Origin of the sequence: Xanthobacter oligotrophicus, assembly GCF_008364685.1 — a bacterium.
Classification (GTDB): domain Bacteria; phylum Pseudomonadota; class Alphaproteobacteria; order Rhizobiales; family Xanthobacteraceae; genus Xanthobacter; species Xanthobacter oligotrophicus.
Map to the genome: position 1 here is coordinate 327,626 of NZ_VTTL01000001.1, position 20,815 is coordinate 348,440.

The window sequence follows — 20,815 nt, forward strand, 5'->3', positions numbered from 1 at the left end:
TCAACAACTGACCTTGCGCCTTCGAAGCGCAGTCCGGACTTAGCCGGAGTCTCGTTTCCTTTTTATGACGCTTGCGCGAAAAACGGAAGCGCAAACGCTCATCGTTGCGTCATGGTCAGAAAAACAGCAGTAATATACTGGCCGCTACAGAGGCGGCTAAAAGTCCATTGACGCGGCGGCGCAGCTTTTCGTCGCAAAGCAGCTGCGACAACGCGACGCCGAACACAGCCCAAAGCGCGAGGGACGGCAGCGCCGTCAGCGAGAATACAAGCGCCACGACCAGAACTTGCGGAACGACATCTCGCGCAGGGTCGACGAAAGTCGGAATGACGCTGAGGGCCACCGTCCACGCCTTCGGATTGACCCACTGGAAGGCGGCGGACCCGAGGAAGGAAGGCGCCGACTCAGCCCCGCCTTCCGCAGCGTCCGGCGCGTCGGCATGGAGCAGGCTCCAGGCGAGGTAGAGCAGGTAGGCTGCGCCGGCGAGCTTGAGCGCCAGATGCAGGGCCGGCACCGCCACGAACAGGCGGCCGAGCCCCAGGCCGATGGCCACGACCAGCAACGGAAACCCCGCTGCCACCCCGAGCATCTGCGGGACAGTGCGCCGGAAGCCGAAGCGCGACCCGGACGCCGCGGCGATCAGATTGTTGGGTCCGGGCGTGACGCCGGCCACGAAAGAGAACAGGACGAGGGGCAGGATCTGGTCAATCATCGGCAGGGTTCAGGGCATGGCGTGCATTTTCTTGGAGCCCCACCATTGACCAATGCCCGCGTCCGCGCCAGCGTGCGCGCCTGGCGAGCGACCGCGCGCCGCACGCGCTTGACATCCAATGATACCACTAGGGAGTTCCACCGATGAAGCTGGTCCGCTTCGGGGAAAAAGGGCAGGAAAAGCCGGGTCTAATCGATTCAACCGGCAAGGTGCGCGACCTGTCCTCGGTCATCCCCGACCTCGCCGGTGAGGCGCTCTCGCCCGCCAGCCTGAACAAGATCGCCGCGGTCGATCCGGCCTCCCTGCCGCTCGCCCCAGAGGGCGCGCGGCTCGGCTCGTGCGTGGCGCGGCCGGGAAATTTCGTCGCCGTGGGCCTCAATTTCGCGGACCACGCGGCCGAGACCAACAATCCCATCCCGGACGAGCCGGTGCTGTTCAACAAGGCGCCGAACTGCGTGGTCGGCCCCGATGACGACGTGATGATCCCCAAGGGCTCGCTGAAGCTCGACTGGGAAGTGGAACTCGCCTTCGTCATCGGCACCCGCGCCCGCTATGTGGAAGAGAAGGACGCCCTCGCCCACGTCGCCGGCTATTTCATCTGCAACGACGTGTCCGAGCGCCATTTCCAGATCGAGCGCGGCGGCCAGTGGGCCAAGGGCAAGGGCAGCGAGACCTTCGGCCCGCTCGGCCCGTGGCTCGTGACCACGGATGAGATCCCCGACACCTCGGACCTTGCCATGTGGCTCGAGGTCAACGGCGAGATGGTGCAGAACGGCTCCACCAAGACCATGATCTTCCGGATCCCGTTCCTGGTGCACTACATCAGCCAGTTCATGGTGCTGGAGCCGGGCGACGTGATCACCACCGGCACCCCGCCGGGCGTCGGCCTCGGCTTCAAGCCGCCGCGCTTCCTGAAGGCGGGCGACGTGATGCGCGTGGGCATCGCCGGCCTCGGCGTGCAGCAGCAGACCGTGGTGCCGTTCAAGCTGTGAGGTTTCGGGCCGGGGACGAGTGTTCCCGGCCTCTTCACTGCAGCGTGGCGTGGGCCAGCCAGGTCTTCACCGCGTCGAGGGCCTCGCCGCGCTTGCCGGTGCGGTGCTGGGCTTCCTGGAAAACCGCCAGTTGTACATCGGCGCTGGTGCCCGCCTCGGCGATGGTGCGCACGTGCAGGAGGGCGTCGAGGCAGCCCAGCGCCTCCGCATCCTCCCCCACCAGATGGACGAGGCCGTCCACCGCGTCGCGCACCGACACCGCGCGGCGCTGGACCAGATCCACGAACGAGCCGTGGATGCCGTAGCGCTGGGCGCGCCACTTGTTCTCGTCGGCGATGGCCCGGTCCACCGTGCCCACGTCCTTGTTGTGGTGCCGGTTGCGCACCAGGAAGCGCGCCAAAGCGCGATACAGCGCCGCGATCGCCACCGTGTCCTCGATACGGGTGCAACTGTCAGGGGCGCGCAGTTCCAGCGTGGGCAGCTGGCGCGCGGGGCGGAGCGCCCACCACACATAGCTCGAATCGGTGATCGCCCGCGCCTCCACCATGGCATCGATGTAGCGCTCGTAGGCGGCGGCGTTCTCGAACATCTCGGGCAGGCCGGTGCGCGGCAATTCGTCATAAGCCGCCAGCCGGTAGCCCATGAGCCCGGTCTGCTTCGCCCCCCAGAACGGGGAGGAGGTGGACAAGGCGATGAAATGGGGGATGTAGGGCACCATGCGGCGCATCACGTCCACCCGCTCGTCGGGGTCGGGCAGCTCCACATGCACGTGCAGGCCGCACACCATGTTGCGCTCACCCAGCATTTTCAGGTCGTTCATGACGCCGTCGAAGCGGTTGGCCTTGGTGGCGCGCACCCCATCCCAGGTGGCGGTGGGATGGGTGCCGGCGGCGATGAGCCCCAGGCCGTGCTCCGCCGCCACGTCCGCCACGGTGCGGCGCAGGCCCTTCAACTGGTCGAGCGCGCTGCCCGCTCCGGTGGAGGGGCGGGTCGCAAGCTCCAGCTGGGATTGCAGCATCTCCACCGAGACGCTGTCGCCCAGAATGTCCTTCAGCTCGTCGAAAAAGCCTGACGGCATGCGCCTTTGGACCGCATTCGTCTCCGCGTCCACGACAAAGAATTCTTCTTCGATTCCGAAGCTGTAGTCGTGCGACACGCAGGCCTCCGCAGAAATTGCCAAAAAGGCGAGCCAGTAACGCCCAGCCAACGGCCAAGTTCCGGACAGATTGACGCCAAATCCGACAAAAATGCGGCATGGCACGGTGGTATTAATCAGACATATTCTTTCAATATCTTAGCGCAACGCAACATGTTGCGAATCACTTGTTTGTAAATGTTTTAGGATTCGTCTCAAATTCTTGTCGATGCGAGGGGAACAAATCGGCGGTTCGGGCGTTTAGCGCGCCACTCAGCCACCCCGCGCCGCGCCCACCAAGGCGAGGGCGGCCACCGCCGCCGTATCCGCCCGCAGGATGCGCGGGCCGAGGGAGAGCGTGACCGCGCGCGGGGCGATGAGGGCGCGTTCGTCCGGGCTGAAGCCGCCTTCCGGCCCGATCAGCACGCTCACCGGTCCGCCCGGGGCCGTTCGCAGGGCGTGGATGGGATCATGGTCGGCCGCCGCCTCGTCGCAGAACACCAGCACCCGCTCGGCAGGCAGCGCATCGAGCCATTGGGCGAGCGGGCGCGGCTCGGCGACGCGCGGCAGGCTGAGAATGCCGCATTGCTCCGCCGCCTCCGCGGCATTGGCCGCCATGCGGTCGAGATTGATGCGCGACACCTGGGTGTAACGGGTGATGACTGGGGAGAGCACGCCGGCGCCCATCTCCACCGCCTTCTGCACCATGTAGTCGAGGCGGGCGTGCTTCAGGGGCGCGAAGGCATATTCCAGCGTCGGCGCCACCGGCTGGGGGCGCACCTGAACGCTCACCTCGAAGCGCACGTCGCGCTTGCCGCCGGCGACACGGGTGGCGCGCCACTCGCCGTCGCGCCCATTGAACAGCAGCAGGGCTTGGCCCACGGCCAGCCGGATCACGTTGGCGACATAATGGGCCTGCTCGGGCGCGAGCAGAACGGACGCGTCCGGCCCAAGCGCGGCGTCCACGTAAAGGCGCTGGGCGCGGAAATCATGATCGGGCATGGGGTCCTCCTCCGGTGCGGGAGGGACACCACGACAGGCCGGCATTTGGCAAGCTCGACCGCGAGCAGATGGATGGGAGATGCCTCGCGCAACCCACGGCGCGAGAGGCCGCCAGGAACAGGCGGGGTCCATGAGGACCACCGCCTGCCCGCCCCCCAGCCCAAAAGGACAAGGTAGCCTGCCCTGACCGGCACAACCCTTGATGGCTGAAGCGCGGCCGATCCTCATCCCCCAAATGCGGGATGAGGTATCATTGAACGTGCGATAGGGGCCGCTGGCCGGGCCGCGTCGCGACCCTACTTCTTGCTGCCGTCGGCGTTGAACTGGGCGAGGAAGGCGATGAGATCCTTGCGCTCGTCCTCGTTCTTGATGCCGGCAAACGCCATCTTGCCCTTGGGGGCGAGCACCTTGGGGTTGGTGATGTAGTTGTCGAGGGTGGCCTCGTCCCACACCTTGCCGGCGGCGGCGCCGTCCTTGATGTCCTGGGAATAGGCATAGCCCTCGAAATGGGCCCACTTGGCGCCGACGATGCCGTTGAGCGGCGGGCCGACCTTCACCTTGGCGTCGGGGCCGATGGCGTGGCAGGCCATGCACTTCTTGAAGGTGGTCTCGCCCTTCGCCACATCGGGATCCGCAAGGGCCGAGCCGGTGGCGGCGAGCATGAGAACCGAAGCCATAATGAGACGCATGAAGCTTTCCTCTCTCGACAGTCGCGATCGGCAATATTATTCACATATACGAATATATGAAAATACCCGCATCGCCCAAACCCTTGCTGCAGCGCACAAAATTCCTCCATTGGAGGCAGCGCCGCGCCTCTTTAGCATGACTCCAGCAAACCCACCGATGCGACCTTGAGACCGAGCGGGAGACCTTGTGACCATCATCGTGAAGATCGGCGGCAGCCTGACGCGAGGCGCAGCGCCGCGCCGCCTCCTGGCGCGCCTTGCCGCCGAACCGGGGCTGGTGGTGGTGCCCGGCGGCGGGGCGCTGGCCGATCAGGTCCGTGCAGTTCAGCCGCAATGGGGCCTGTCCGATGGCGCTGCCCACCGCATGGCGCTCCTCTCCATGGAGCAGATGGCCCATGCCATGCGCGACCTAGAACCCCGCCTCCTGCCCGCCCGCACCCCCGCCGAGCTGGCGGCAGCCGCTGCCAAGGGTGCCGCCCTGTGGTTTCCCACCGCCATGACGCTCGGCCGCGCCGGCATTCCCGAAAGCTGGGACGTGACCTCGGACAGCCTCGCCCTGTGGCTCGCGGCCGAGCTTAAGGCGGAGCGGCTGGTGCTGGTGAAGGCGCCTGACGCCCCCCTCCTCCCCTCCTCCGGCGACCGCGCCGCCGACATCGCGGCCTGGTCCGCGACCGGATTGGTGGATGCGGCCTTTGCGACCATGGCGGTCCGGTTTACAGGCGATATTCTCCCCCTCCCCGCCGACGATGGGGACCGGCTCGACGCCGCCCTGCGCACCAGGGCGCGCGCGACCGAGTGGAACGAGGAAGCCAAGGAAGGTTCGCGTCTGTCATGACCGCCAAAGCGCCCCGCGCGAAGACGCCCCGCTGGGCCTGGGCCCTCACCGGCTCCGGGCACTATTTCACGGAGAGCATCGAGATCATCCGCGCGCTGCAGGACGTGGACCTGTTCGTCTCGGACGCGGCCGACGAAGTGCTGCGCATGTACAAGCAGGACAAGGAGCCGCTGCCGGAACAGACCCAGGTATTCCGCGACAACAGCGCCTCGTCCGCCTCCATTGGCCGATTCTATCACGGCGAGTATCACACCCTCGTGGTGTCGCCCGCCTCGTCCAACACGGTGGCGAAGGCGGTGCACGGCATCTCCGACACTCTCGTCACCAACTGCTTCGCCCAGGCCGGCAAGTGTCGCGTGCCGGCCATCGTGTTCGCCTGCGACAGCATGCCGGAGATGATCACCATGGCCCCCGAGGGCCCGGTGCCGGTCTATCCGCGTCGCATCGACCTGGAAAACACGCGCCGGCTCAAGGAATTCGACGCCACCGTGGTGGCCGAGACGCTGGACGAGCTGCGCGACGCCATCGCCCGCCGCCGGGCGGAGCTTGAAGCGCTCCTCTCCCCGCCGGCCGCCTGAGATGGCCGAGCGCGTCGCCCTCGTCACCGGGTCGCTGGCCGAGCCGCGTATCCGCCGCATCGCGGAGGAGATCGCGGATGAGGCCCTCGACCCGGTGGTGGTCAATGTGGGCGTGAAGGTCGCCGCCCTGATGACGGCGGAGATCGTGGAACGGCGCCTGAAGCTGCCGGAGCGCATCGACCGCGTGCTCATGCCCGGCCGCTTCCGGGGCGACCTCGACCGCCTCGCCACCCGCTTCGGCCTGCCGTTCGCGCGCGGGCCGGAGGAGGCGGCGGACATCCCCGCCTATTTCGGCAAGGGTCGCGGCTGCGCCGTGAACCTCGACCGGCAGGACGTGCTGCTGTTCGCCGAGATCGTGGACGCGACCCGCCTCTCCATCGACGACCTCGTCACCCGCGCCCGCTTCCTGAAGGGCGAGGGCGCGGACGTGATCGACCTCGGCGCCCTGCCCGACAACCCCTTCCCCCACCTGGAGGAGGCCATCGCCGCGCTCAAGGCGGACGGCTTCAGGGTGAGCGTGGACAGCTTCGACCCGCAGGAACTGGCGCGCGGCACCCGTGCCGGGGCCGACTATCTCCTCAGCCTCAACGAGGACACGCTTTCCATCGCCGAGGAAGGCCCAGCGGTGCCGGTGCTGGTGCCGGCGCAGGCGGGAGACCTTTCATCCCTCGTCCGGGCGATCGAGATGTGCGAGGCCAGGGGCCGGCCGTTTCTCGCCGATCCCATCCTCGATCCCATCCACCTGGGCTTCACCGCCTCCCTGCTGCGCTACGCCGAGCTGCGGCGGCTGAAGCCGGACATTCCCATCCTCATGGGCATCGGCAATGTTACCGAGCTGACGGATGCCGACACCACCGGCATGAACGCTTTGCTCATGGGCATCATCTCCGAATTGAAGCTGAATGCGGTGCTGGCGGTGCAGGTGAGCCCCCATTGCCGCACCGCCATCCGCGAGTTCGACCGGGCACGGCGGGAATTCTTCGCCGCGCGGGAGGCGGGCGCCCTGCCCCAGGGCTTCGGCGGCGGCCTGATGGCCCTGCGCGACCGGCGCCCCTTCACCACCACGCCGGAAGAGGTGGACCGCCTCGCCGGCACGGTGGCCGACCGCAACTTCCGCATCGAGGTGACGGAAAAGGGCATCCACGCCTACAACCGCGACGGCCACCACGTGGCGAGCGACCCGTTCGACCTCTTCCCCCACCTCAAGGTGGAGGACGACGGCGCCCACGCCTTCTATCTCGGCGTGGAGACGGCGCGGGCGGAGATCGCCTTGAAGCTCGGCAAGCGCTACGCCCAGGACGAGCCCCTGAAATGGGGCGTGGCAGGCGAGACCGGGAGCAGCGCCGAAGACGCCCACCGGTTGACTTTCAAGGAAGCGGGCTCGACCCTTTCCGCAAAGAAGAAAGGCGAAGCCACGTGATTAGGGAGACCATCGTCAGCACTCAATCGGCCGCGGGAGAGCCCCATGTGGCGCCCATGGGCGCGACCCTCGTGGAGGGCGGCTACCTGCTTCAGCCGTTCCGTCCCTCGCGGACGCTGGACAACATGGCAGCCCACGGAGTGGCGGTGGTGAACTTCACCGACGATGCCCGCGTCTTTGCCGGCTGCATCACCGGCCGGCACCGGTCCTGGCCCACCGTGCCCGCCACCCGGCTGGACGGCGCGGTGCGCCTCGACCAGTGCCTCGCCCATGACGAGGTGGAAGTGACGCGCATGGAGGACGACCCCACCCGTCCGCGCTTCTTCTGCCGCATCGTCCACCGCGAGCAGCACGCGCCCTTCCTCGGCCTCAACCGGGCGGTGGCGGCGGTGCTGGAAGGCGCCGTTCTGGTATCGCGCCTGCACATGATGGACCCCGAGCGGGTGGACCGGGAGATGAACTATCTCTCCATCGCCATCGAGAAGACCGCCGGCCCCGCCGAGCGCGAAGCCTGGGACTGGCTGTGCGAGACCATCGCCGACCACCGGGCGCGGGCGGCATCATGACCTTGCATGTGACCCTTCCCCTAGCAGCGCGCCCGGGCCTGCTCGCCTCCGTGGCCACTCTCGCCGAGATGGAGGTGGCGCTCGGCGCCGGCGCCGACATCGTGGACCTGAAGAACCCGGCCGAAGGTGCGCTGGGCGCCTGGGCGGAAGCACCGCTGCGGGCCGCCGTCGCCCGCTGGCGCGCAGCCGGCTGCTTGACCGGCCTCAGCGCCACCGTGGGCGACCAGCCCCTTGATGCCACGATCATCCTCGCCGCCGCCCGGCGCACCGCCGCCACCGGCGTGCCGCTGGTGAAGATCGGCTTTCCCCTGCCCCGTGAAGGCGCCGGGGCGGCGCTGGCCCCGGTGCTCGATGCCCTGCGGCCGCTGGCGCGGGAGACCCGTCTCATCGCCGTGCTGTTCGCCGACCAGGACCCCGACCTCTCCACGATTCCCCTTTTCGCCGAAGCGGGCCTCCACGGGGTGATGCTGGATACGGCGGACAAGGCGGCCGGCGGCCTCCTCGCCCATCTGCCGGTGCAGCGCCTCGCCGGCTTCGTCGGGGCGGCCAGGGCGGCTGGCCTGCTCACCGGCCTTGCGGGCTCGTTGAAGCTGGAGGACATCACGCCCCTTGCGGCGCTCCAGCCGCACTATCTCGGCTTCCGCGGCGCCCTGTGCGCCACGGGGCGCACCAGCACCCTCGATCCGGCGCGGCTCGCTCGGGTGCGGGAGGAACTGAAGGGACGGGTGGCGGCCTAAGCGTCGCCCACGGCCAAAGGCTTCACCGCGCTACCACGTCCCCCTGAAATTGCGATAGAGTTGCTCCGCCGCCCTGCGGAACACCGGCATCTTCTCTTCCACCGCCTTCACCAGCAGAGCACCGCCGCCGGGGCCGGTGATGGCCTCCAGCGCGCAGCGATATTCGGTGATCTCGCCCCATTCGGGCACCGTGTCGTCGGTCAGCTCCACATGATACTGGATGCTGAACGCCCGCTCCCCCACCTGCAGCGCCTGGATGGCGCAATGGTCGTTGTGGGCCAGCGCCTTCGCCCCCTCCGGCAGCTTCAGCACGGCGGCGCCGTGCCACTGCAGGGTCGGGAAGGTGGACGGCAGGCCGGTGAAGAACACCGAGTCCTGACCCGCCTGCGTCAGGGACACGTCGGTCACGCCCACCTCGGGGCGCGGCATGAGGCCCACCTTGCCGCCCAGCGCGTCGGCCAGCAGCTGATGGCCGAGGCAGACGCCGAGATAGGGCTTGCCGCTGGCCACCCACTCCCGGATCGCCGCCTTCTCGGCCACGAGCCAGGGGTGCTCCTCCTCCTGCCACACATCCATGGGCCCACCGAACACCATGAGGGCGTCATAACCCTCAAGGGCGGGAATGGGCTCCCCCTCGTCCAGCTCCACGGCGTCCCAGATCACGCCGTCGGCGCGCATGAAATCGCGGAAGCTGCCGGGGTGCTCGGCGGCCACGTGCTGGAAAACGAGGACTCTCAAGGGATTCTCCCGGGGCGGGCGGAGCGGGCGCGTTCCATACTGGCGCACCGCCAGCGGGGCCGGCAAGGGCGTCAAGGTGGCGCGGATATCGCGAACCGGTATCATTATAAAGTGTGACGCAGGGTTTGACCCGCCCGCCCCGGGCCGCTACTCCCGTCTCATCGGGGAGTAGCCACCGCCTGCGTGCGGGGCCGTGCCAACAGGCTTGCGCAATGCGCGCATGGCACGGCCAGCCGAATCATCGGCCCGGCGAGACCGTGCAACACCCCTCCCACGCGGACGGACGGGTGAAGCCGGTCTCCCTGCGTCCGCCTGGAAAAACCAGATGTCGCCTGCCACGATTCTCGTGCTCGCCATGAGCATGTCCATCGATGCTTTTGCCGTCAGCGTGGGCCGCGGCGCCGCCATGGGCCGTCCCCGCCTGTCCGAGGCCCTGCGTACCGGCGCCGTCTTCGGCGCGGTGGAAGCGGCCACCCCGCTCATCGGCTGGGCCGCCGGCATGGCTGCCAGCAGCTATGTGGAGGCCATCGACCACTGGATCGCCTTCGGCCTGCTCGCGGGCGTCGGGCTGCACATGCTGGTCGCCGCCTTCTCCCAGCGGGACGAAGAGGTGGACGACACCCCGCGCGGCCGCTCCATCTGGGTGCTGCTCGCCACCGCGCTGGGCACCAGCATCGACGCCATGGCGGTGGGGGTGTCGCTCGCCTTCCTGAACGTCAATATCGTGGTGGTGGCCCTGGCCATCGGCGCCACGACCTTTCTCATGTCGTCCGGCGGCATGCTGGTGGGGCGCATGGTGGGCCAGCGGTTCGGCCGCATCGCCGAAGTGGTGGCGGGCGTCGCCCTGTGCGGCCTCGGCCTCGCCATCCTCATAGAGCACCTGAGCGCGTGAGGGGCCGCGCGGCCGTCACGAGACCGTCCCGGCGCCGGCAAACATTGACTCGGACACGGTTCGCGATTAAGAACCCGCCACCTTTCGGGCCTTCAGCGGCCCGTTCGGCGTTTCACGCACCCGTGGCATCGTTCGGCAGCGCGCTGGATGAGCCTGTCGGTGGAAAGGGTTCCGGCACTGCGCTGGAATCCGGTCCGCAGAGGAGGGGCGCGATCCCAATTCAACCAAGACCATCAAGGATCCGCGTTACATGAGCAAGCGCATTGCGGCCAAGCACAAGATCGATCGCCGTATGGGCGAGAACATCTGGGGTCGCTCCAAGAGCCCGGTGAACCGTCGCGAGTATGGTCCCGGCCAGCACGGCCAGCGCCGCAAGGGCAAGCTGTCCGACTTCGGCGTGCAGCTGCGCGCCAAGCAGAAGCTGAAGGGCTATTACGGCTCCATCGGCGAGAAGCAGTTCCACAAGGTGTATGTCGAGGCCTCGCGCCTCAAGGGCGACACCGGCGCCAACCTGATCGGCCTGCTGGAGCGCCGGCTCGACGCGGTGGTGTACCGCGCCAAGTTCGTGCCCACCATCTTCGCCGCCCGCCAGTTCGTCTCCCACGGTCACGTGAAGGTGAACGGCCAGCGCGTGAACATCCCGTCCTACCTGGTGAAGGTCGGCGACGTGGTGGAGGTGAAGGAAGCGTCCCGCCAGATGACCCTGGTGCTCGAGGCCCAGCAGCTCGGCGAGCGTGACGTGCCCGATTACATCGAGCTCGACACCGGCAAGCTGGCGGCCCGTTTCGCCCGCATTCCGGAGCTCAACGAGGTGCCCTACCCGGTTCAGATGGAACCGAACCTCGTGGTCGAGTTCTATTCGCGCTGATCCCATCGGCGCCCGCCAAACGAAAAGGCCGCCCTCTCGGGCGGCCTTTTTGCTTTGAGGATCAAGGCACCGGAGCCGGCCGCGATGCGGACGGCCCCATGTCGTCAGCGGGCGTTCAGCCCGCCTTCACCTCGGCCGAGGCCTGGGCGAGGAACTCGTCCATGTTGCGGCGGATCTGGTGGTCGGAAACGTCCACGCTCTTGGCGTCGAAATCGCCCCGCAGCTTGCGGAACACGTCCTCGTCGCCGGCCTCCTGGAGGTCGGCGACCACGACTTCCTTGGCATAGGCTTCAGCAGCCTCGCCGCTGAGGCCGAGGAGCTGGGCGGCCCACAGGCCGAGCTTCTTGTTGCGGCGGGCGACCGCCTTGAAGCGGGATTCCTCGTCGAGTGCGAAGCGCTTCTCGAACCCTTCTTCGCGCTTGTCGAACGTGGTCATGGCACCCCTCTTCCTGACGATTTGGCGGCAAAGCCGGCCGGGATCGGATTGGCGGTCACACGACCGCGCGCGTGCCTTGAATATCTCTCACGTCACCCCAGATCAACGGCAGTGAAGCGCTGCTCCATGTCGCGTCCCGCCGCAGGCGGCGGAAATCGGCTCCTGCCGGCGGTATTGCGGGTGTTGGAAACGCAGGCGGCGCGCACAGACCAGAGAGCAGGCATGCACAGGCGGACGTGGACGCGCGTTGTATCGCGCCGCCTGATCGGCTAGTGTCCGAACGGGCTTGGTGTGAACTGGCAACATTCACCCCCGGTCCCGCCGAGGAGCGTCACCAGAACGGAGCCTTGGCAAACCCATGGATTTCCTCAATCAGCGGTATATTCCCATGAGCCGCCGCCGCCGAATCTACGAAGGCAAGGCGAAAGTCCTCTATGAAGGACCCGAGCCCGGCACACTCATCCAGCACTTCAAAGACGATGCCACCGCCTTCAATGCGAAGAAGCACGATGTCATCGACGGCAAAGGTGTGCTGAACAACCGGATCTCCGAGTACATCTTCTCGCGGTTGAACGACATCGGCGTGCCGACTCACTTCATCCGCCGGCTGAACATGCGCGAGCAGCTCATCCGCGAAGTGGAGATCATTCCGCTCGAGATCGTGGTGCGCAACGTCGCCGCCGGCTCCATCTCGACCCGTCTCGGGATCGAGGAAGGCACGCCGCTGCCGCGCTCCATCATCGAGTTCTATTACAAGAACGACGCGCTCAACGACCCGATGGTGTCGGAAGAGCACATCACCGCCTTCGGCTGGGCCACCACCCAGGAAATCGACGACATCATCGCGCTTGCGATCCGCGTCAACGACTTCCTGTCCGGCCTCTTCCTCGGCGCCGGCATCCGTCTTGTGGACTTCAAGATGGAATGCGGTCGCCTGTGGGAAAACGACATGATGCGGATCGTCGTGGCCGACGAGATCAGCCCTGATTCGTGCCGGCTTTGGGACATGAAGTCCAACGACAAGATGGACAAGGACCGCTTCCGCCGCGACATGGGCGGCCTCGTGGAGGCCTACAGCGAAGTGGCGCGCCGGCTCGGAATCCTCATGGAGAACGATCCGACCCAGGGCAAGGGCCCCGTCCTGGTCAAGTGAGCCTGGTGAAGTGAGGCGTTGAGCCTTGCCGCCGAAAAATGCTAGGCGGGGGCCGTATTGGCCCCAGGACCTTACGGGACGGGGGCCTGAGAGGCCCCCGTTTGCGTTGCATCCCCTGTCCCGCTGCCCTGCGGCGCGGGCCAATAACAGAGCAACAGGTGTCATGAAGGCAAAGGTGTCATGAAGGCCCGCGTGATCGTCACCCTGAAGTCGGCGGTTCTGGACCCGCAGGGCAAGGCCATCGAGGGCGCTCTGCGCTCGCTCGGCGTCGCTGGCGTGCAGAGCGTGCGGCAGGGCAAGGTCTTCGACGTGGAGCTGGCCGGCAACGACCGGGCCTCCGCCGAGGGCGCCCTGAAGGATGCCTGCGACAAGCTCCTCGCCAATACCGTGATCGAGACCTACAAGGTCGAGTTCGCGGAGTGATGCGCCTTGGGCGATGTGCTAGCATTTGCAATGCCGCATCGCCCTATCGAACGCCGCCTCGACCCTGCCTGCCATTGGCCCGTGCCACTGGCCTGCGTCCATTGAGAGATCATGAAACCAGCCGTCATCCTCTTCCCCGGCTCCAACCGTGAGCAGGACGCCGTGCGCGCGCTGCGCCTCGTCGCGGGCGCGAAGCCACAGGTGGTCTGGCACGCCGAGCATGAGCTGCCCCCCGGCACCGACCTCGTCGTGCTGCCCGGCGGCTTCTCCTACGGCGATTATCTGAGGTGCGGCGCCATCGCCGCCCGCGCCAACATCATGGATGCCGTGCGCGCCCATGCGGCGAGGGGCGGGCTGGTGCTCGGCATCTGCAACGGCTTCCAGATCCTGTGCGAGGCCGGCCTGCTGCCCGGCGTGCTGGTGCGCAACGCCCGGCTGCGCTTCGTCTGCCGCGAGGTGCTGCTGCGCGTCGAGCGGGCCGACACCGCCTTCACCAAGGCCTATCGCAAGAGTGACCTCATCCGCATTCCCGTCGCCCACGGCGAGGGCAACTACACGGCGGACGAGGGCACCATCACCCGGCTGGAGAGCGAGGGCCGCATCGCCTTCCGTTACGCCCGCCGCGACGGCCAGATCGACCAGACCGATGGTCCCAACGGTGCCATCAATGGCATCGCCGGCATCTATTCGGAAAAGTTCAACGTACTGGGAATGATGCCGCACCCCGAAAACTACATCGAACCGGAAATCGGCCCCACCGACGGCCGCGGCCTGTTCGAAAGCCTCGCCGGAGCCCTGAAGGCGGCGTGACCACGCCCCTCAATTCGGATCGAACCGCTGTGAATTCCATTCCCAACACGTCCCGCATCACCCCGGAGCTGGTGGCCGAGCATGGCCTGAAGCCCGAGGAATACGAGCACTTCGTGAGGCTGATCGGCCGCGAGCCGTCGATCACGGAGCTTGGCATCGTCTCGGCCATGTGGAACGAGCACTGCTCCTACAAGTCGTCCAAGGTCTGGCTGCGCACCCTGCCCACCAAGGGCCCGCGCGTGATCCAGGGGCCGGGCGAGAATGCGGGCGTGGTGGACATCGGCAACGGCCTGGCGGTCGTCTTCAAGATGGAAAGCCACAACCACCCCTCCTTCATCGAGCCCTACCAGGGCGCGGGAACGGGCGTGGGTGGCATCCTGCGCGACGTGTTCACGATGGGGGCGCGGCCCATCGCAGCGCTCAACTTCCTGCGCTTCGGCGACTGCCACAATGTGAAGACCCGCCGGCTGCTGGCGGGCGTGGTGGCCGGCATCGGCGGCTATGGCAATTCCTTCGGCGTGCCCACGGTGGGCGGCTCGGTGGGCTTCCACAAGCGCTACAACGGCAACATTCTGGTCAACGCCATGGCGGTGGGCCTCGCCCGGGCGGACGAGATCTTCTACGCGGCCGCCACCGGGGTGGGCCGCGCCATCGTCTATCTCGGCTCCAAGACCGGGCGCGACGGCATCCACGGCGCCACCATGGCCTCGGCCGAGTTCGGCGCCGACGCCGAGGAGAAGCGCCCCACCGTGCAGGTCGGCGACCCCTTCGCCGAGAAGCTGCTGCTGGAAGCCTGCCTGGAAATCATGAAAGCGGGCTGCGTGGTGGCGATCCAGGACATGGGCGCCGCCGGCCTCACCAGCTCGGCGGTGGAGATGGGCGCCAAGGGCGGCCTGGGCGTGGAGCTGAACCTCGACGCCGTGCCCTGCCGCGAAACCGGCATGACCGCCTACGAGATGATGCTGTCGGAGAGCCAGGAGCGCATGCTCATGGTGATCGCCGACGGCAAGGAAGACGAGGCCGAGGCCATCTTCCGCAAGTGGGGGCTGGACTTCGCCATCGTCGGCCGCACCACCGACACCCTGCGCTTCGTGGTGAAGCACAACGGCGTGGTGGAAGCGGACCTGCCCATCAAGGAACTGGGCGACCAGGCCCCCGAATACCGTCGCCCCTATGAGGAGCCGCTGCCGCGTCCGGTGGTGGCCCCCGAGGACGTGCGCACCAACGCGTCGGTCGCCGATGCCCTGGAGCGGCTCATCGCCTCGCCCGACCTGTGCTCCAAGCGCTGGGTATGGGAGCAGTATGACCACCTCATCGGCGGCAACACCGTGCAGCGGCCCGGCGGCGATGCGGCCGTGGTGCGCATCGAGGACGGTCCCAAGGCCCTGGCCCTGACCACCGACGTGACGCCGCGCTATTGCGAGGCCGATCCCTTCGAGGGCGGCAAGCAGGCGGTGGCGGAAGCCTGGCGCAACCTGACCGCCGTGGGCGCGACCCCCATCGCCGTCACCGACAACCTCAATTTCGGCAATCCCGAGAAGCCGGAGATCATGGGCCAGTTCGTGGCCTGCGTGAAAGGCATCGGGGCGGCCTGCGAGGCGCTCGACTTCCCGGTCGTGTCCGGCAACGTCAGCCTCTACAACGAGACCAACGGCAAGGGCATCCTGCCCACCCCCGCCATCGGCGGCGTCGGCCTGATCGAGGACCTGCACAAGTCCATGACGCTCGCCTTCAAGGCTGCCGGCGAGCCGGTGCTGCTGGTGGGCAAGACGAAGGGCTGGCTTGGGGCCTCGGCCTTCCTCGCCACCGTCTGCGAGCGCGAGGACGGGGCGCCGCCCCCGGTGGACCTGATCGCTGAGAAGCGCAACGGCGACTTCGTACGCAGCCTGATCCGCGACGGCATCGCCACCGCCGTGCATGATGTCTCCGACGGCGGCCTGCTCATCGCCATCGCCGAGATGGCCATGGCCGGGCGCGTGGGCACCTCTCTCGAAGCCCCGCCGGCTGGCATGGATCCATATGCCTGGTGGTTCGGCGAGGATCAGGCCCGCTATGTGATCACCGTGCCCTCGGGACAGGGCGCCGAGGTGATCCACAAGGCGGAAATGGCCGGCGTGCCCATGGTCAAGATCGGCAAGACGGGCGGCGACCGCTTGATCCTCCCCGACGACCGCTCGATAGTCGTGGAATCGCTGCGCGACCGGCACGAGACATGGCTGCCCATCTATATGGGCGCCTCGTCCTGAACCCGTCCGCCGTTTTGAGGACCATGCGACCATGCCCATGAATGCCCGCGAGATCGAGCAGCTCATCAAGGATGCGCTACCCGACGCGACGGTGGTGATCGAGGATCTGGCCGGCGACGGCGACCACTACGCCGCCCGCATCGTGTCCGCGGCGTTCCGCGGCAAGAGCCGGGTGCAGCAGCACCAGATGGTCTATGCCGCGCTCAAGGGGAACATGGGGGGCGTGCTTCACGCCCTCGCCCTCCAGACCGCCGCGCCGGACTAGATCCGGGGACCGAGCCCGCGGCGTCGGCGCTCACGCGGCAGTGCACAATGCCCGGGACGCGCCCCCGTCGTGCCCCCTTGCGCTTTGCCCCGCGAGGGCCGATCTTGAAGCATGCTGGCCCTCATTCGGCCGATCAGAATGGATTTGAGACCATGGGTATTCGTGAAGACATCGACGCCATCGTGAAGTCTGGTGACGTGGTCCTGTTCATGAAGGGCACGCCCCAGTTTCCGCAGTGCGGCTTTTCCGGGCAGGTGGTGCAGATCCTCGATCACGTGGGCGTCCCCTTCAAGGGCGTGAACGTGCTCGAAAACGACGCCGTCCGGCAGGGCATCAAGGACTACGCCAGCTGGCCGACCATCCCGCAGCTCTACATCAAGGGCGAGTTCGTGGGCGGCTGCGACATCGTGCGCGAGATGTTCCAGGCCGGCGAGCTGACCACCTTCCTTGAGGAAAAGGGCGTCGCCATCCGCGATCGCGCCATCGGCTGAGTGTTCGAGCGGCGTGACCACGCCTGATCCGGCTGCGGCCGCGCCACTCGCCCTCAAGTTCGCCCTCAGCCTGGGGCTGCTGGCGAACGCTGGCCTTGCGATCCTGCTCATCGCCATTTCCGGCTTCGTCTTCGGCGCTCAGGAAGGCGCCAACGGCGAAGCCTCCGCGGTGGCGGGCTGGGGCTCGGCCCTCTCCGTCACCGTGCTGGCCCCTGCCCTCGGCCTGATGGTGTGGCGCCGCGGCCGGCGTCAACTTGCCCTCGCCATGGTCTGGCTGCCGCCGCTGGCCCTGCTGGTCGGCGGACTGGTGGTCCTCTGAGAGGGCAGCCCCCAAGGCTTTTCGCCGTCTGGTTCCAAGGCCCGGTGAGCGACGCTCACCGGGCCTTGCTTATTCCAGATCCTGAGCCTGATGCACCGGGCGCGACGACCCGTCCCTATTCCAGCCCGGCCTGCCGCTTGGCGGCGGTGAGGGTGTTCTGGAGCAGGCAGGCGATGGTCATGGGGCCAACCCCGCCCGGAACCGGGGTAATCAGGCCGGCGATGCCCTGCGCTTCCTGATAGGCCACGTCGCCCACGAGGCGCGTCTTGCCGTCGGGCTTGGGAATGCGGTTGATGCCTACGTCGATCACGGTGGCTCCGGGCTTGATCCAGTCGCCGCGCACCATCTCGGGGCGGCCCACGGCGGCCACCAGGATGTCGGCGGTGCGGCACTCGCCCGGCAGGTCCCGGGTGCGCGAATGGGCGATGGTGACGGTGCAATCCTCCTTCAGCAGCAGCTGCGCCGCCGGCTTGCCGACGATGTTGGAGCGCCCCACCACCACCGCCTTGAGGCCCGAAAGATTGCCAAGATGGTGCTTCAGCAGCATCACGCAGCCGAGCGGCGTGCACGGCACCAGCGCGTCGAGGCCCACCGCGAGCCGGCCGGCATTCACCACATGGAAGCCGTCCACGTCTTTGGCGGGATCGATGGTGGAGAGCACCTTCATGGCATCGATCTGCGCCGGCAATGGCAGCTGAACCAGAATGCCGTTCACGGCTGGATCGGCGTTGAGTCGGGCGATCAGCGCCAGCAGCTCGGCCTCGGGCGTGTCCACCGCGAGCTTGTGCTCGAACGAGGTCATGCCGGCCTCAAGGGTCTGGGCCGCCTTGTTGCGCACATAGACCTGGCTGGCCGGATCCTCGCCCACGAGGACCACCGCGAGGCCCGGCTTCAAGCCGTGGGCCGCGCCGAGGCGGGCCACCTCCTCGGCAATGCGGGCCCGAAGCCCGGCTGCGAACGCCTTTCCATCGATGGGCTTGGTCTCGATCACCACATCCCCCATAAGCCTCGGCCCCTTCGGCAGAACGCGCCTCGTTAAGGGGAAGGCGGCACCCAGGGGCCTGATGTTCACCGACCTTGTGTCCACCCCGCCGCGCAAAAGGCAAGGCCGGAACGGCGCCTCATCGCCGCAGCGCAGGCACCGTCGCGGCACACCGAAGGGACCCCAGGCCGGAACAACACCCTTATAGAGACAATTATTTTCTTGAAAAGAAAATAATTGTCTTCGCTGGAGGATGCGCGCCTCCGCGCGGGTGTCACCCATGGTGGGGGAATGCATCCGGCTAGCTCGAGGCGGCGGCCCCGTCCGACGCGACACCGGCATCCGCCACCTTCTGCCGCTCCAGCATGGCGGCGGCGGCCACGAGGGGCAGCGGCGGCGCGAACAGATAGCCTTGCGCCTGATGGGCGCCGAAGGCCCTGAGGAAGCGCAGCTGCTCGCGGGTCTCCACCCCTTCGGCGGTCAGGGTGATGCCGAGGGAGCGGCCGAGCCGGGTCACATATTCCACGATGGCCGACGCATCCCGGTCGGTGCCAATGTTGAGGATGAAGGACTTGTCGATCTTGATCTTGGTGATGGGAAAGCGCCGCACATGAACCAGTGAGGCATGGCCGGTGCCGAAATCGTCGAGGGCGAGCCGCACCCCCATGTCCCGCAGCTTCTGGAGCGCCTCCTGCCCCTCGCTGGAGGCATCGAGGATGGCGCTTTCGGTGATCTCGATCTCCAGCCGCGCGGGATCGAACCCGGTTTCGGCAAGGGCCGTGGCCACCATGCCGAAGATGGCGCCCTGGCGCAGGTTGAGCGCCGACATGTTCACCGACAGCGTCACTTCCGGCAGCGCCCGCGCTTCCAGCAGGGCGGTGCGCAGCACATAGGCATCGAACCGGCCCATGAGGCGGGAGGTCTCGGCCACGGCCAGGAACGCACCCGGCAGGAGCCGCCCATGGGCGGGATGGTCCCAGCGCGCCAGCGCCTCGAACCCGACGATGCGCTCGCTCTCCACATCCACCTGGGGCTGGTAGACCAGCGTGATCTCGCCCTTGTCCAGCGCCGCCGCGAGTTCCAGTTCGATGCGCCGGTGCTCGATCCGCGCCGCGTCGAACCCCGGCTCGAACAGGCGGTAGAGGCCGGCGCCCTCGGCCTTGGCCTGGTAGAGGGCGACATCGGCGAGCCGCATCAGCTCCGCGCCGGTGACAGCGTCCTGGGGCAGGCGCGCCGCGCCCACGCAGGCGCTCAGGCTCAGGTCGCCGCCCCGCTCCAGCAGGACCGGCGGCGCCAGTTCCTTGAACAGCCGCGCGACGATGCGGTCGAGGTCGCCGTCGGCCCGGCAGGGGACCACGGCCACGAACTCGTCGCCGCCGAACCGTGCAACGACGCTCCCCTCCCCCAGGGCCTCCTCGGTGCGCCGGGCGAAGGCGCGCAGCAGGTCGTCGCCGGCGGCGTGGCCGGCGCTGTCGTTGATGGCCTTGAAGTCGTCGAGGTCGACAAACAGCAGCGCCAGCGTCTCGCCGTTCCGGCGCCGGGCGATGGCGGCGTCCAGCGCCTCGATGAAGGCGCCCCGGTTGAGCAGGCCGGTCAGGTAGTCGCGCGCAGCCAGTTCCCGCGCCTTGGCCTCGCTGGTGACGAGGTCGGCCGCCATCCGGCGGGCCCGGACCATGAGCACCAGGAACAGCACGGCGAGAAGGGTGGCCAGCACCGCGGCGGCCGGCATCAGCCCCCACAGCATCTTGCTGCCGGGATGTGCGCCCCGCCACACCAGCTCCGCTTCCGAGCCGTCATAGAGGTTCGGGATGAAGACGCCCGCATGCCGCCCGCCGTGGCGCGGCCGATGGATCAGCTCCACCTCCTCCAGGCTGGCGGGCGCACCCACCATCCGCAGGAATTCGGGGTCGATGACATCCACCGTGATGGCCACCAGCGGCTGGGCCACGTCGAGCCCCTCGACCTTTTCGTCGAACGGGCGGGCCACCATCAGGCCGGCGGCATCGTCGGTGGCGACCACGCCCGAGAGCGCCGCCTTCTGCCCATCGGCCAGCGCCCGCTCGACGGCGGGGCGGATCCAGCTGAACGCCCGCAGCTCGTTCTGCTCGCCCCGCTCGGAGGAATAGATGACGCGGCCCTTGGCATCGGTGATGTAGACGAACTCGAAGCCGAAGCCGTCATTGAGCTTCATGCCGAAGCGGCGATGCAGGGGCGTCATGTCCCCGAGCACCAGATGCTGGAGTGTTTCCCGCTCGTCGTTGGTGGCGACCAGCGCCTGCTCCATCACCGTCTCGCGGGCGCGCAGGGAGGTGAGAAGAGCGCCGCGCTCGCGGGTGCGCGCCTTGTCGTCCTGGCGCAGACCGGCCAGCACGAAGACCGTGACGAGACCCGCGACCAGCAGCGCAAGCGCCACCAGGCCAGCCAGAAGGGAACGATAACCGGGACTGCCCTGTCGGCGGGGAATGGGACGGCCCTCCTTCATGGGCTGCGGATCGGGCCTGGTCTGGGGCCGCGTCAGATCACCGG

Annotated in this window: 23 protein-coding genes and 1 riboswitch; of the genes, 15 read left to right on the forward strand and 8 right to left on the reverse strand. The window is 67.8% G+C overall.

Annotation, left to right across the window (positions count from 1 at the left end):
• Positions 1-115 precede the first annotated feature (115 nt).
• Positions 116-712 carry a LysE family translocator gene (locus FZ033_RS01430; RefSeq protein WP_232847287.1) on the reverse strand — a complete coding sequence of 199 codons (597 nt, stop codon included), beginning with the start codon at positions 710-712 and terminating at the stop codon, positions 116-118.
• A gap of 143 nt (positions 713-855) precedes the next feature.
• On the opposite strand from FZ033_RS01430, the gene FZ033_RS01435 reads away from it, so the two are divergent.
• The gene (locus FZ033_RS01435) at positions 856-1,704 is read left to right on the forward strand and encodes a fumarylacetoacetate hydrolase family protein (protein ID WP_149574395.1); all 849 of its coding nucleotides are present in this window, start codon (positions 856-858) and stop codon (positions 1,702-1,704) included.
• A 34-nt stretch (positions 1,705-1,738) separates the two neighbouring features.
• Here FZ033_RS01435 and FZ033_RS01440 read toward each other — a convergent pair whose 3' ends face one another.
• The 3 genes from FZ033_RS01440 to FZ033_RS01450 all read right to left on the reverse strand — a co-directional run bounded on the left by FZ033_RS01440 (position 1,739) and on the right by FZ033_RS01450 (position 4,530).
• Positions 1,739-2,860 (reverse strand): carboxylate-amine ligase, encoded by a 1,122-nt coding sequence (locus FZ033_RS01440; protein ID WP_149574396.1) that lies wholly within the window; start codon positions 2,858-2,860, stop codon positions 1,739-1,741.
• Between the two features lie 252 nt (positions 2,861-3,112).
• The gene (locus FZ033_RS01445; protein WP_149574397.1) at positions 3,113-3,841 is read right to left on the reverse strand and encodes a 16S rRNA (uracil(1498)-N(3))-methyltransferase; all 729 of its coding nucleotides are present in this window, start codon (positions 3,839-3,841) and stop codon (positions 3,113-3,115) included.
• A 296-nt stretch (positions 3,842-4,137) separates the two neighbouring features.
• Positions 4,138-4,530 carry a c-type cytochrome gene (locus FZ033_RS01450; RefSeq protein WP_149574398.1) on the reverse strand — a complete coding sequence of 131 codons (393 nt, stop codon included), beginning with the start codon at positions 4,528-4,530 and terminating at the stop codon, positions 4,138-4,140.
• Between the two features lie 187 nt (positions 4,531-4,717).
• Here FZ033_RS01450 and FZ033_RS01455 point away from each other — a divergent pair, with 187 nt between their 5' ends.
• Genes FZ033_RS01455 through FZ033_RS01475 form a run of 5 tightly spaced genes read left to right on the forward strand, consistent with a single transcriptional unit; the run spans position 4,718 to position 8,666 of the window.
• Positions 4,718-5,365: an amino acid kinase family protein gene (locus FZ033_RS01455; RefSeq protein WP_188079237.1), complete on the forward strand. Its 648-nt coding sequence runs from the start codon at positions 4,718-4,720 to the stop codon at positions 5,363-5,365.
• Complete coding sequence (locus tag FZ033_RS01460; RefSeq protein ID WP_149574399.1) at positions 5,362-5,943, forward strand: flavoprotein; 582 nt, start codon at positions 5,362-5,364, stop codon at positions 5,941-5,943. The genes FZ033_RS01455 and FZ033_RS01460 overlap by 4 nt, the downstream gene beginning before the upstream one ends.
• A gap of 1 nt (position 5,944) precedes the next feature.
• Positions 5,945-7,363 carry a DUF6513 domain-containing protein gene (locus tag FZ033_RS01465; RefSeq protein ID WP_149574400.1) on the forward strand — a complete coding sequence of 473 codons (1,419 nt, stop codon included), beginning with the start codon at positions 5,945-5,947 and terminating at the stop codon, positions 7,361-7,363.
• A complete protein-coding gene (locus FZ033_RS01470; RefSeq protein WP_149574401.1) occupies positions 7,360-7,929 on the forward strand; it encodes a DUF447 domain-containing protein in 570 nt (189 codons plus the stop codon). Before FZ033_RS01465 ends, FZ033_RS01470 begins: the two co-directional genes overlap by 4 nt.
• The gene (locus FZ033_RS01475; RefSeq protein ID WP_149574402.1) at positions 7,926-8,666 is read left to right on the forward strand and encodes a (5-formylfuran-3-yl)methyl phosphate synthase; all 741 of its coding nucleotides are present in this window, start codon (positions 7,926-7,928) and stop codon (positions 8,664-8,666) included. The genes FZ033_RS01470 and FZ033_RS01475 overlap by 4 nt, the downstream gene beginning before the upstream one ends.
• A 30-nt stretch (positions 8,667-8,696) precedes the next feature.
• On the opposite strand, the gene FZ033_RS01480 is transcribed toward FZ033_RS01475, so the two are convergent.
• A complete protein-coding gene (locus FZ033_RS01480) occupies positions 8,697-9,404 on the reverse strand; it encodes a type 1 glutamine amidotransferase (RefSeq protein WP_210247846.1) in 708 nt (235 codons plus the stop codon).
• Between the two features lie 151 nt (positions 9,405-9,555).
• Positions 9,556-9,652, forward strand: a riboswitch (yybP-ykoY riboswitch).
• A gap of 77 nt (positions 9,653-9,729) precedes the next feature.
• Between FZ033_RS01480 and FZ033_RS01485 the strand changes: the two genes are divergently transcribed.
• Both FZ033_RS01485 and rpsD read left to right on the forward strand, forming a co-directional pair.
• Complete coding sequence (locus tag FZ033_RS01485; RefSeq protein ID WP_149574403.1) at positions 9,730-10,296, forward strand: manganese efflux pump MntP; 567 nt, start codon at positions 9,730-9,732, stop codon at positions 10,294-10,296.
• A gap of 250 nt (positions 10,297-10,546) precedes the next feature.
• Complete coding sequence (rpsD, locus tag FZ033_RS01490) at positions 10,547-11,164, forward strand: 30S ribosomal protein S4 (RefSeq protein WP_149574404.1); 618 nt, start codon at positions 10,547-10,549, stop codon at positions 11,162-11,164.
• A gap of 115 nt (positions 11,165-11,279) precedes the next feature.
• Here rpsD and FZ033_RS01495 read toward each other — a convergent pair whose 3' ends face one another.
• The gene (locus FZ033_RS01495) at positions 11,280-11,600 is read right to left on the reverse strand and encodes a DUF1476 domain-containing protein (protein WP_012116062.1); all 321 of its coding nucleotides are present in this window, start codon (positions 11,598-11,600) and stop codon (positions 11,280-11,282) included.
• A 358-nt stretch (positions 11,601-11,958) separates the two neighbouring features.
• Here FZ033_RS01495 and purC point away from each other — a divergent pair, with 358 nt between their 5' ends.
• From purC to FZ033_RS01530, 7 genes are all read left to right on the forward strand, one after another.
• The gene (gene purC, locus FZ033_RS01500) at positions 11,959-12,753 is read left to right on the forward strand and encodes a phosphoribosylaminoimidazolesuccinocarboxamide synthase (RefSeq protein ID WP_138398904.1); all 795 of its coding nucleotides are present in this window, start codon (positions 11,959-11,961) and stop codon (positions 12,751-12,753) included.
• A 180-nt stretch (positions 12,754-12,933) separates the two neighbouring features.
• Positions 12,934-13,176, forward strand: a complete 243-nt coding sequence (purS, locus tag FZ033_RS01505; protein WP_012116060.1) for a phosphoribosylformylglycinamidine synthase subunit PurS — start codon at positions 12,934-12,936, stop codon at positions 13,174-13,176.
• A gap of 111 nt (positions 13,177-13,287) precedes the next feature.
• Positions 13,288-13,986, forward strand: coding sequence for a phosphoribosylformylglycinamidine synthase subunit PurQ (gene purQ, locus FZ033_RS01510; RefSeq protein ID WP_149574405.1), 699 nt, complete (start codon positions 13,288-13,290; stop codon positions 13,984-13,986).
• Positions 13,983-16,232, forward strand: coding sequence for a phosphoribosylformylglycinamidine synthase subunit PurL (purL, locus tag FZ033_RS01515; RefSeq protein ID WP_188079239.1), 2,250 nt, complete (start codon positions 13,983-13,985; stop codon positions 16,230-16,232). Before purQ ends, purL begins: the two co-directional genes overlap by 4 nt.
• 31 nt (positions 16,233-16,263) lie before the next feature.
• Positions 16,264-16,497, forward strand: a complete 234-nt coding sequence (locus FZ033_RS01520; protein ID WP_012116057.1) for a BolA family protein — start codon at positions 16,264-16,266, stop codon at positions 16,495-16,497.
• A 152-nt stretch (positions 16,498-16,649) separates the two neighbouring features.
• Entirely contained in the window at positions 16,650-16,988 is a 339-nt protein-coding gene (grxD, locus tag FZ033_RS01525; protein ID WP_149574406.1) for a Grx4 family monothiol glutaredoxin, read from the forward strand.
• Between the two features lie 13 nt (positions 16,989-17,001).
• Positions 17,002-17,307 (forward strand): hypothetical protein, encoded by a 306-nt coding sequence (locus FZ033_RS01530; RefSeq protein ID WP_149574407.1) that lies wholly within the window; start codon positions 17,002-17,004, stop codon positions 17,305-17,307.
• 115 nt (positions 17,308-17,422) lie between these two features.
• On the opposite strand, the gene folD is transcribed toward FZ033_RS01530, so the two are convergent.
• Together folD and FZ033_RS01540 are read right to left on the reverse strand one after the other, a co-directional pair.
• Positions 17,423-18,310 carry a bifunctional methylenetetrahydrofolate dehydrogenase/methenyltetrahydrofolate cyclohydrolase FolD gene (gene folD, locus FZ033_RS01535; protein ID WP_188079240.1) on the reverse strand — a complete coding sequence of 296 codons (888 nt, stop codon included), beginning with the start codon at positions 18,308-18,310 and terminating at the stop codon, positions 17,423-17,425.
• 280 nt (positions 18,311-18,590) lie between these two features.
• Positions 18,591-20,771: a putative bifunctional diguanylate cyclase/phosphodiesterase gene (locus FZ033_RS01540; RefSeq protein WP_149574408.1), complete on the reverse strand. Its 2,181-nt coding sequence runs from the start codon at positions 20,769-20,771 to the stop codon at positions 18,591-18,593.
• Positions 20,772-20,815 lie beyond the last annotated feature (44 nt).

Excerpts from the sequence above, each read along its gene's own strand:
- FZ033_RS01430 (WP_232847287.1), bottom strand. The coding sequence starts at position 712 with ATGATTGACCAGATCCTGCCCCTCGTCCTGTTCTCTTTCGTGGCCGGC.
- FZ033_RS01435 (WP_149574395.1), top strand. The coding sequence starts at position 856 with ATGAAGCTGGTCCGCTTCGGGGAAAAAGGGCAGGAAAAGCCGGGTCTA.
- FZ033_RS01445 (WP_149574397.1), bottom strand. The coding sequence starts at position 3,841 with ATGCCCGATCATGATTTCCGCGCCCAGCGCCTTTACGTGGACGCCGCG.
- FZ033_RS01450 (WP_149574398.1), bottom strand. The coding sequence starts at position 4,530 with ATGCGTCTCATTATGGCTTCGGTTCTCATGCTCGCCGCCACCGGCTCG.
- FZ033_RS01460 (WP_149574399.1), top strand. The coding sequence starts at position 5,362 with ATGACCGCCAAAGCGCCCCGCGCGAAGACGCCCCGCTGGGCCTGGGCC.
- FZ033_RS01465 (WP_149574400.1), top strand. The coding sequence starts at position 5,945 with ATGGCCGAGCGCGTCGCCCTCGTCACCGGGTCGCTGGCCGAGCCGCGT.
- FZ033_RS01475 (WP_149574402.1), top strand. The coding sequence starts at position 7,926 with ATGACCTTGCATGTGACCCTTCCCCTAGCAGCGCGCCCGGGCCTGCTC.
- FZ033_RS01485 (WP_149574403.1), top strand. The coding sequence starts at position 9,730 with ATGTCGCCTGCCACGATTCTCGTGCTCGCCATGAGCATGTCCATCGAT.
- rpsD (WP_149574404.1), top strand. The coding sequence starts at position 10,547 with ATGAGCAAGCGCATTGCGGCCAAGCACAAGATCGATCGCCGTATGGGC.
- FZ033_RS01495 (WP_012116062.1), bottom strand. The coding sequence starts at position 11,600 with ATGACCACGTTCGACAAGCGCGAAGAAGGGTTCGAGAAGCGCTTCGCA.
- purC (WP_138398904.1), top strand. The coding sequence starts at position 11,959 with ATGGATTTCCTCAATCAGCGGTATATTCCCATGAGCCGCCGCCGCCGA.
- purS (WP_012116060.1), top strand. The coding sequence starts at position 12,934 with ATGAAGGCCCGCGTGATCGTCACCCTGAAGTCGGCGGTTCTGGACCCG.
- purQ (WP_149574405.1), top strand. The coding sequence starts at position 13,288 with ATGAAACCAGCCGTCATCCTCTTCCCCGGCTCCAACCGTGAGCAGGAC.
- FZ033_RS01520 (WP_012116057.1), top strand. The coding sequence starts at position 16,264 with ATGCCCATGAATGCCCGCGAGATCGAGCAGCTCATCAAGGATGCGCTA.
- grxD (WP_149574406.1), top strand. The coding sequence starts at position 16,650 with ATGGGTATTCGTGAAGACATCGACGCCATCGTGAAGTCTGGTGACGTG.
- folD (WP_188079240.1), bottom strand. The coding sequence starts at position 18,310 with ATGGGGGATGTGGTGATCGAGACCAAGCCCATCGATGGAAAGGCGTTC.
- FZ033_RS01540 (WP_149574408.1), bottom strand. The coding sequence starts at position 20,771 with ATGAAGGAGGGCCGTCCCATTCCCCGCCGACAGGGCAGTCCCGGTTAT.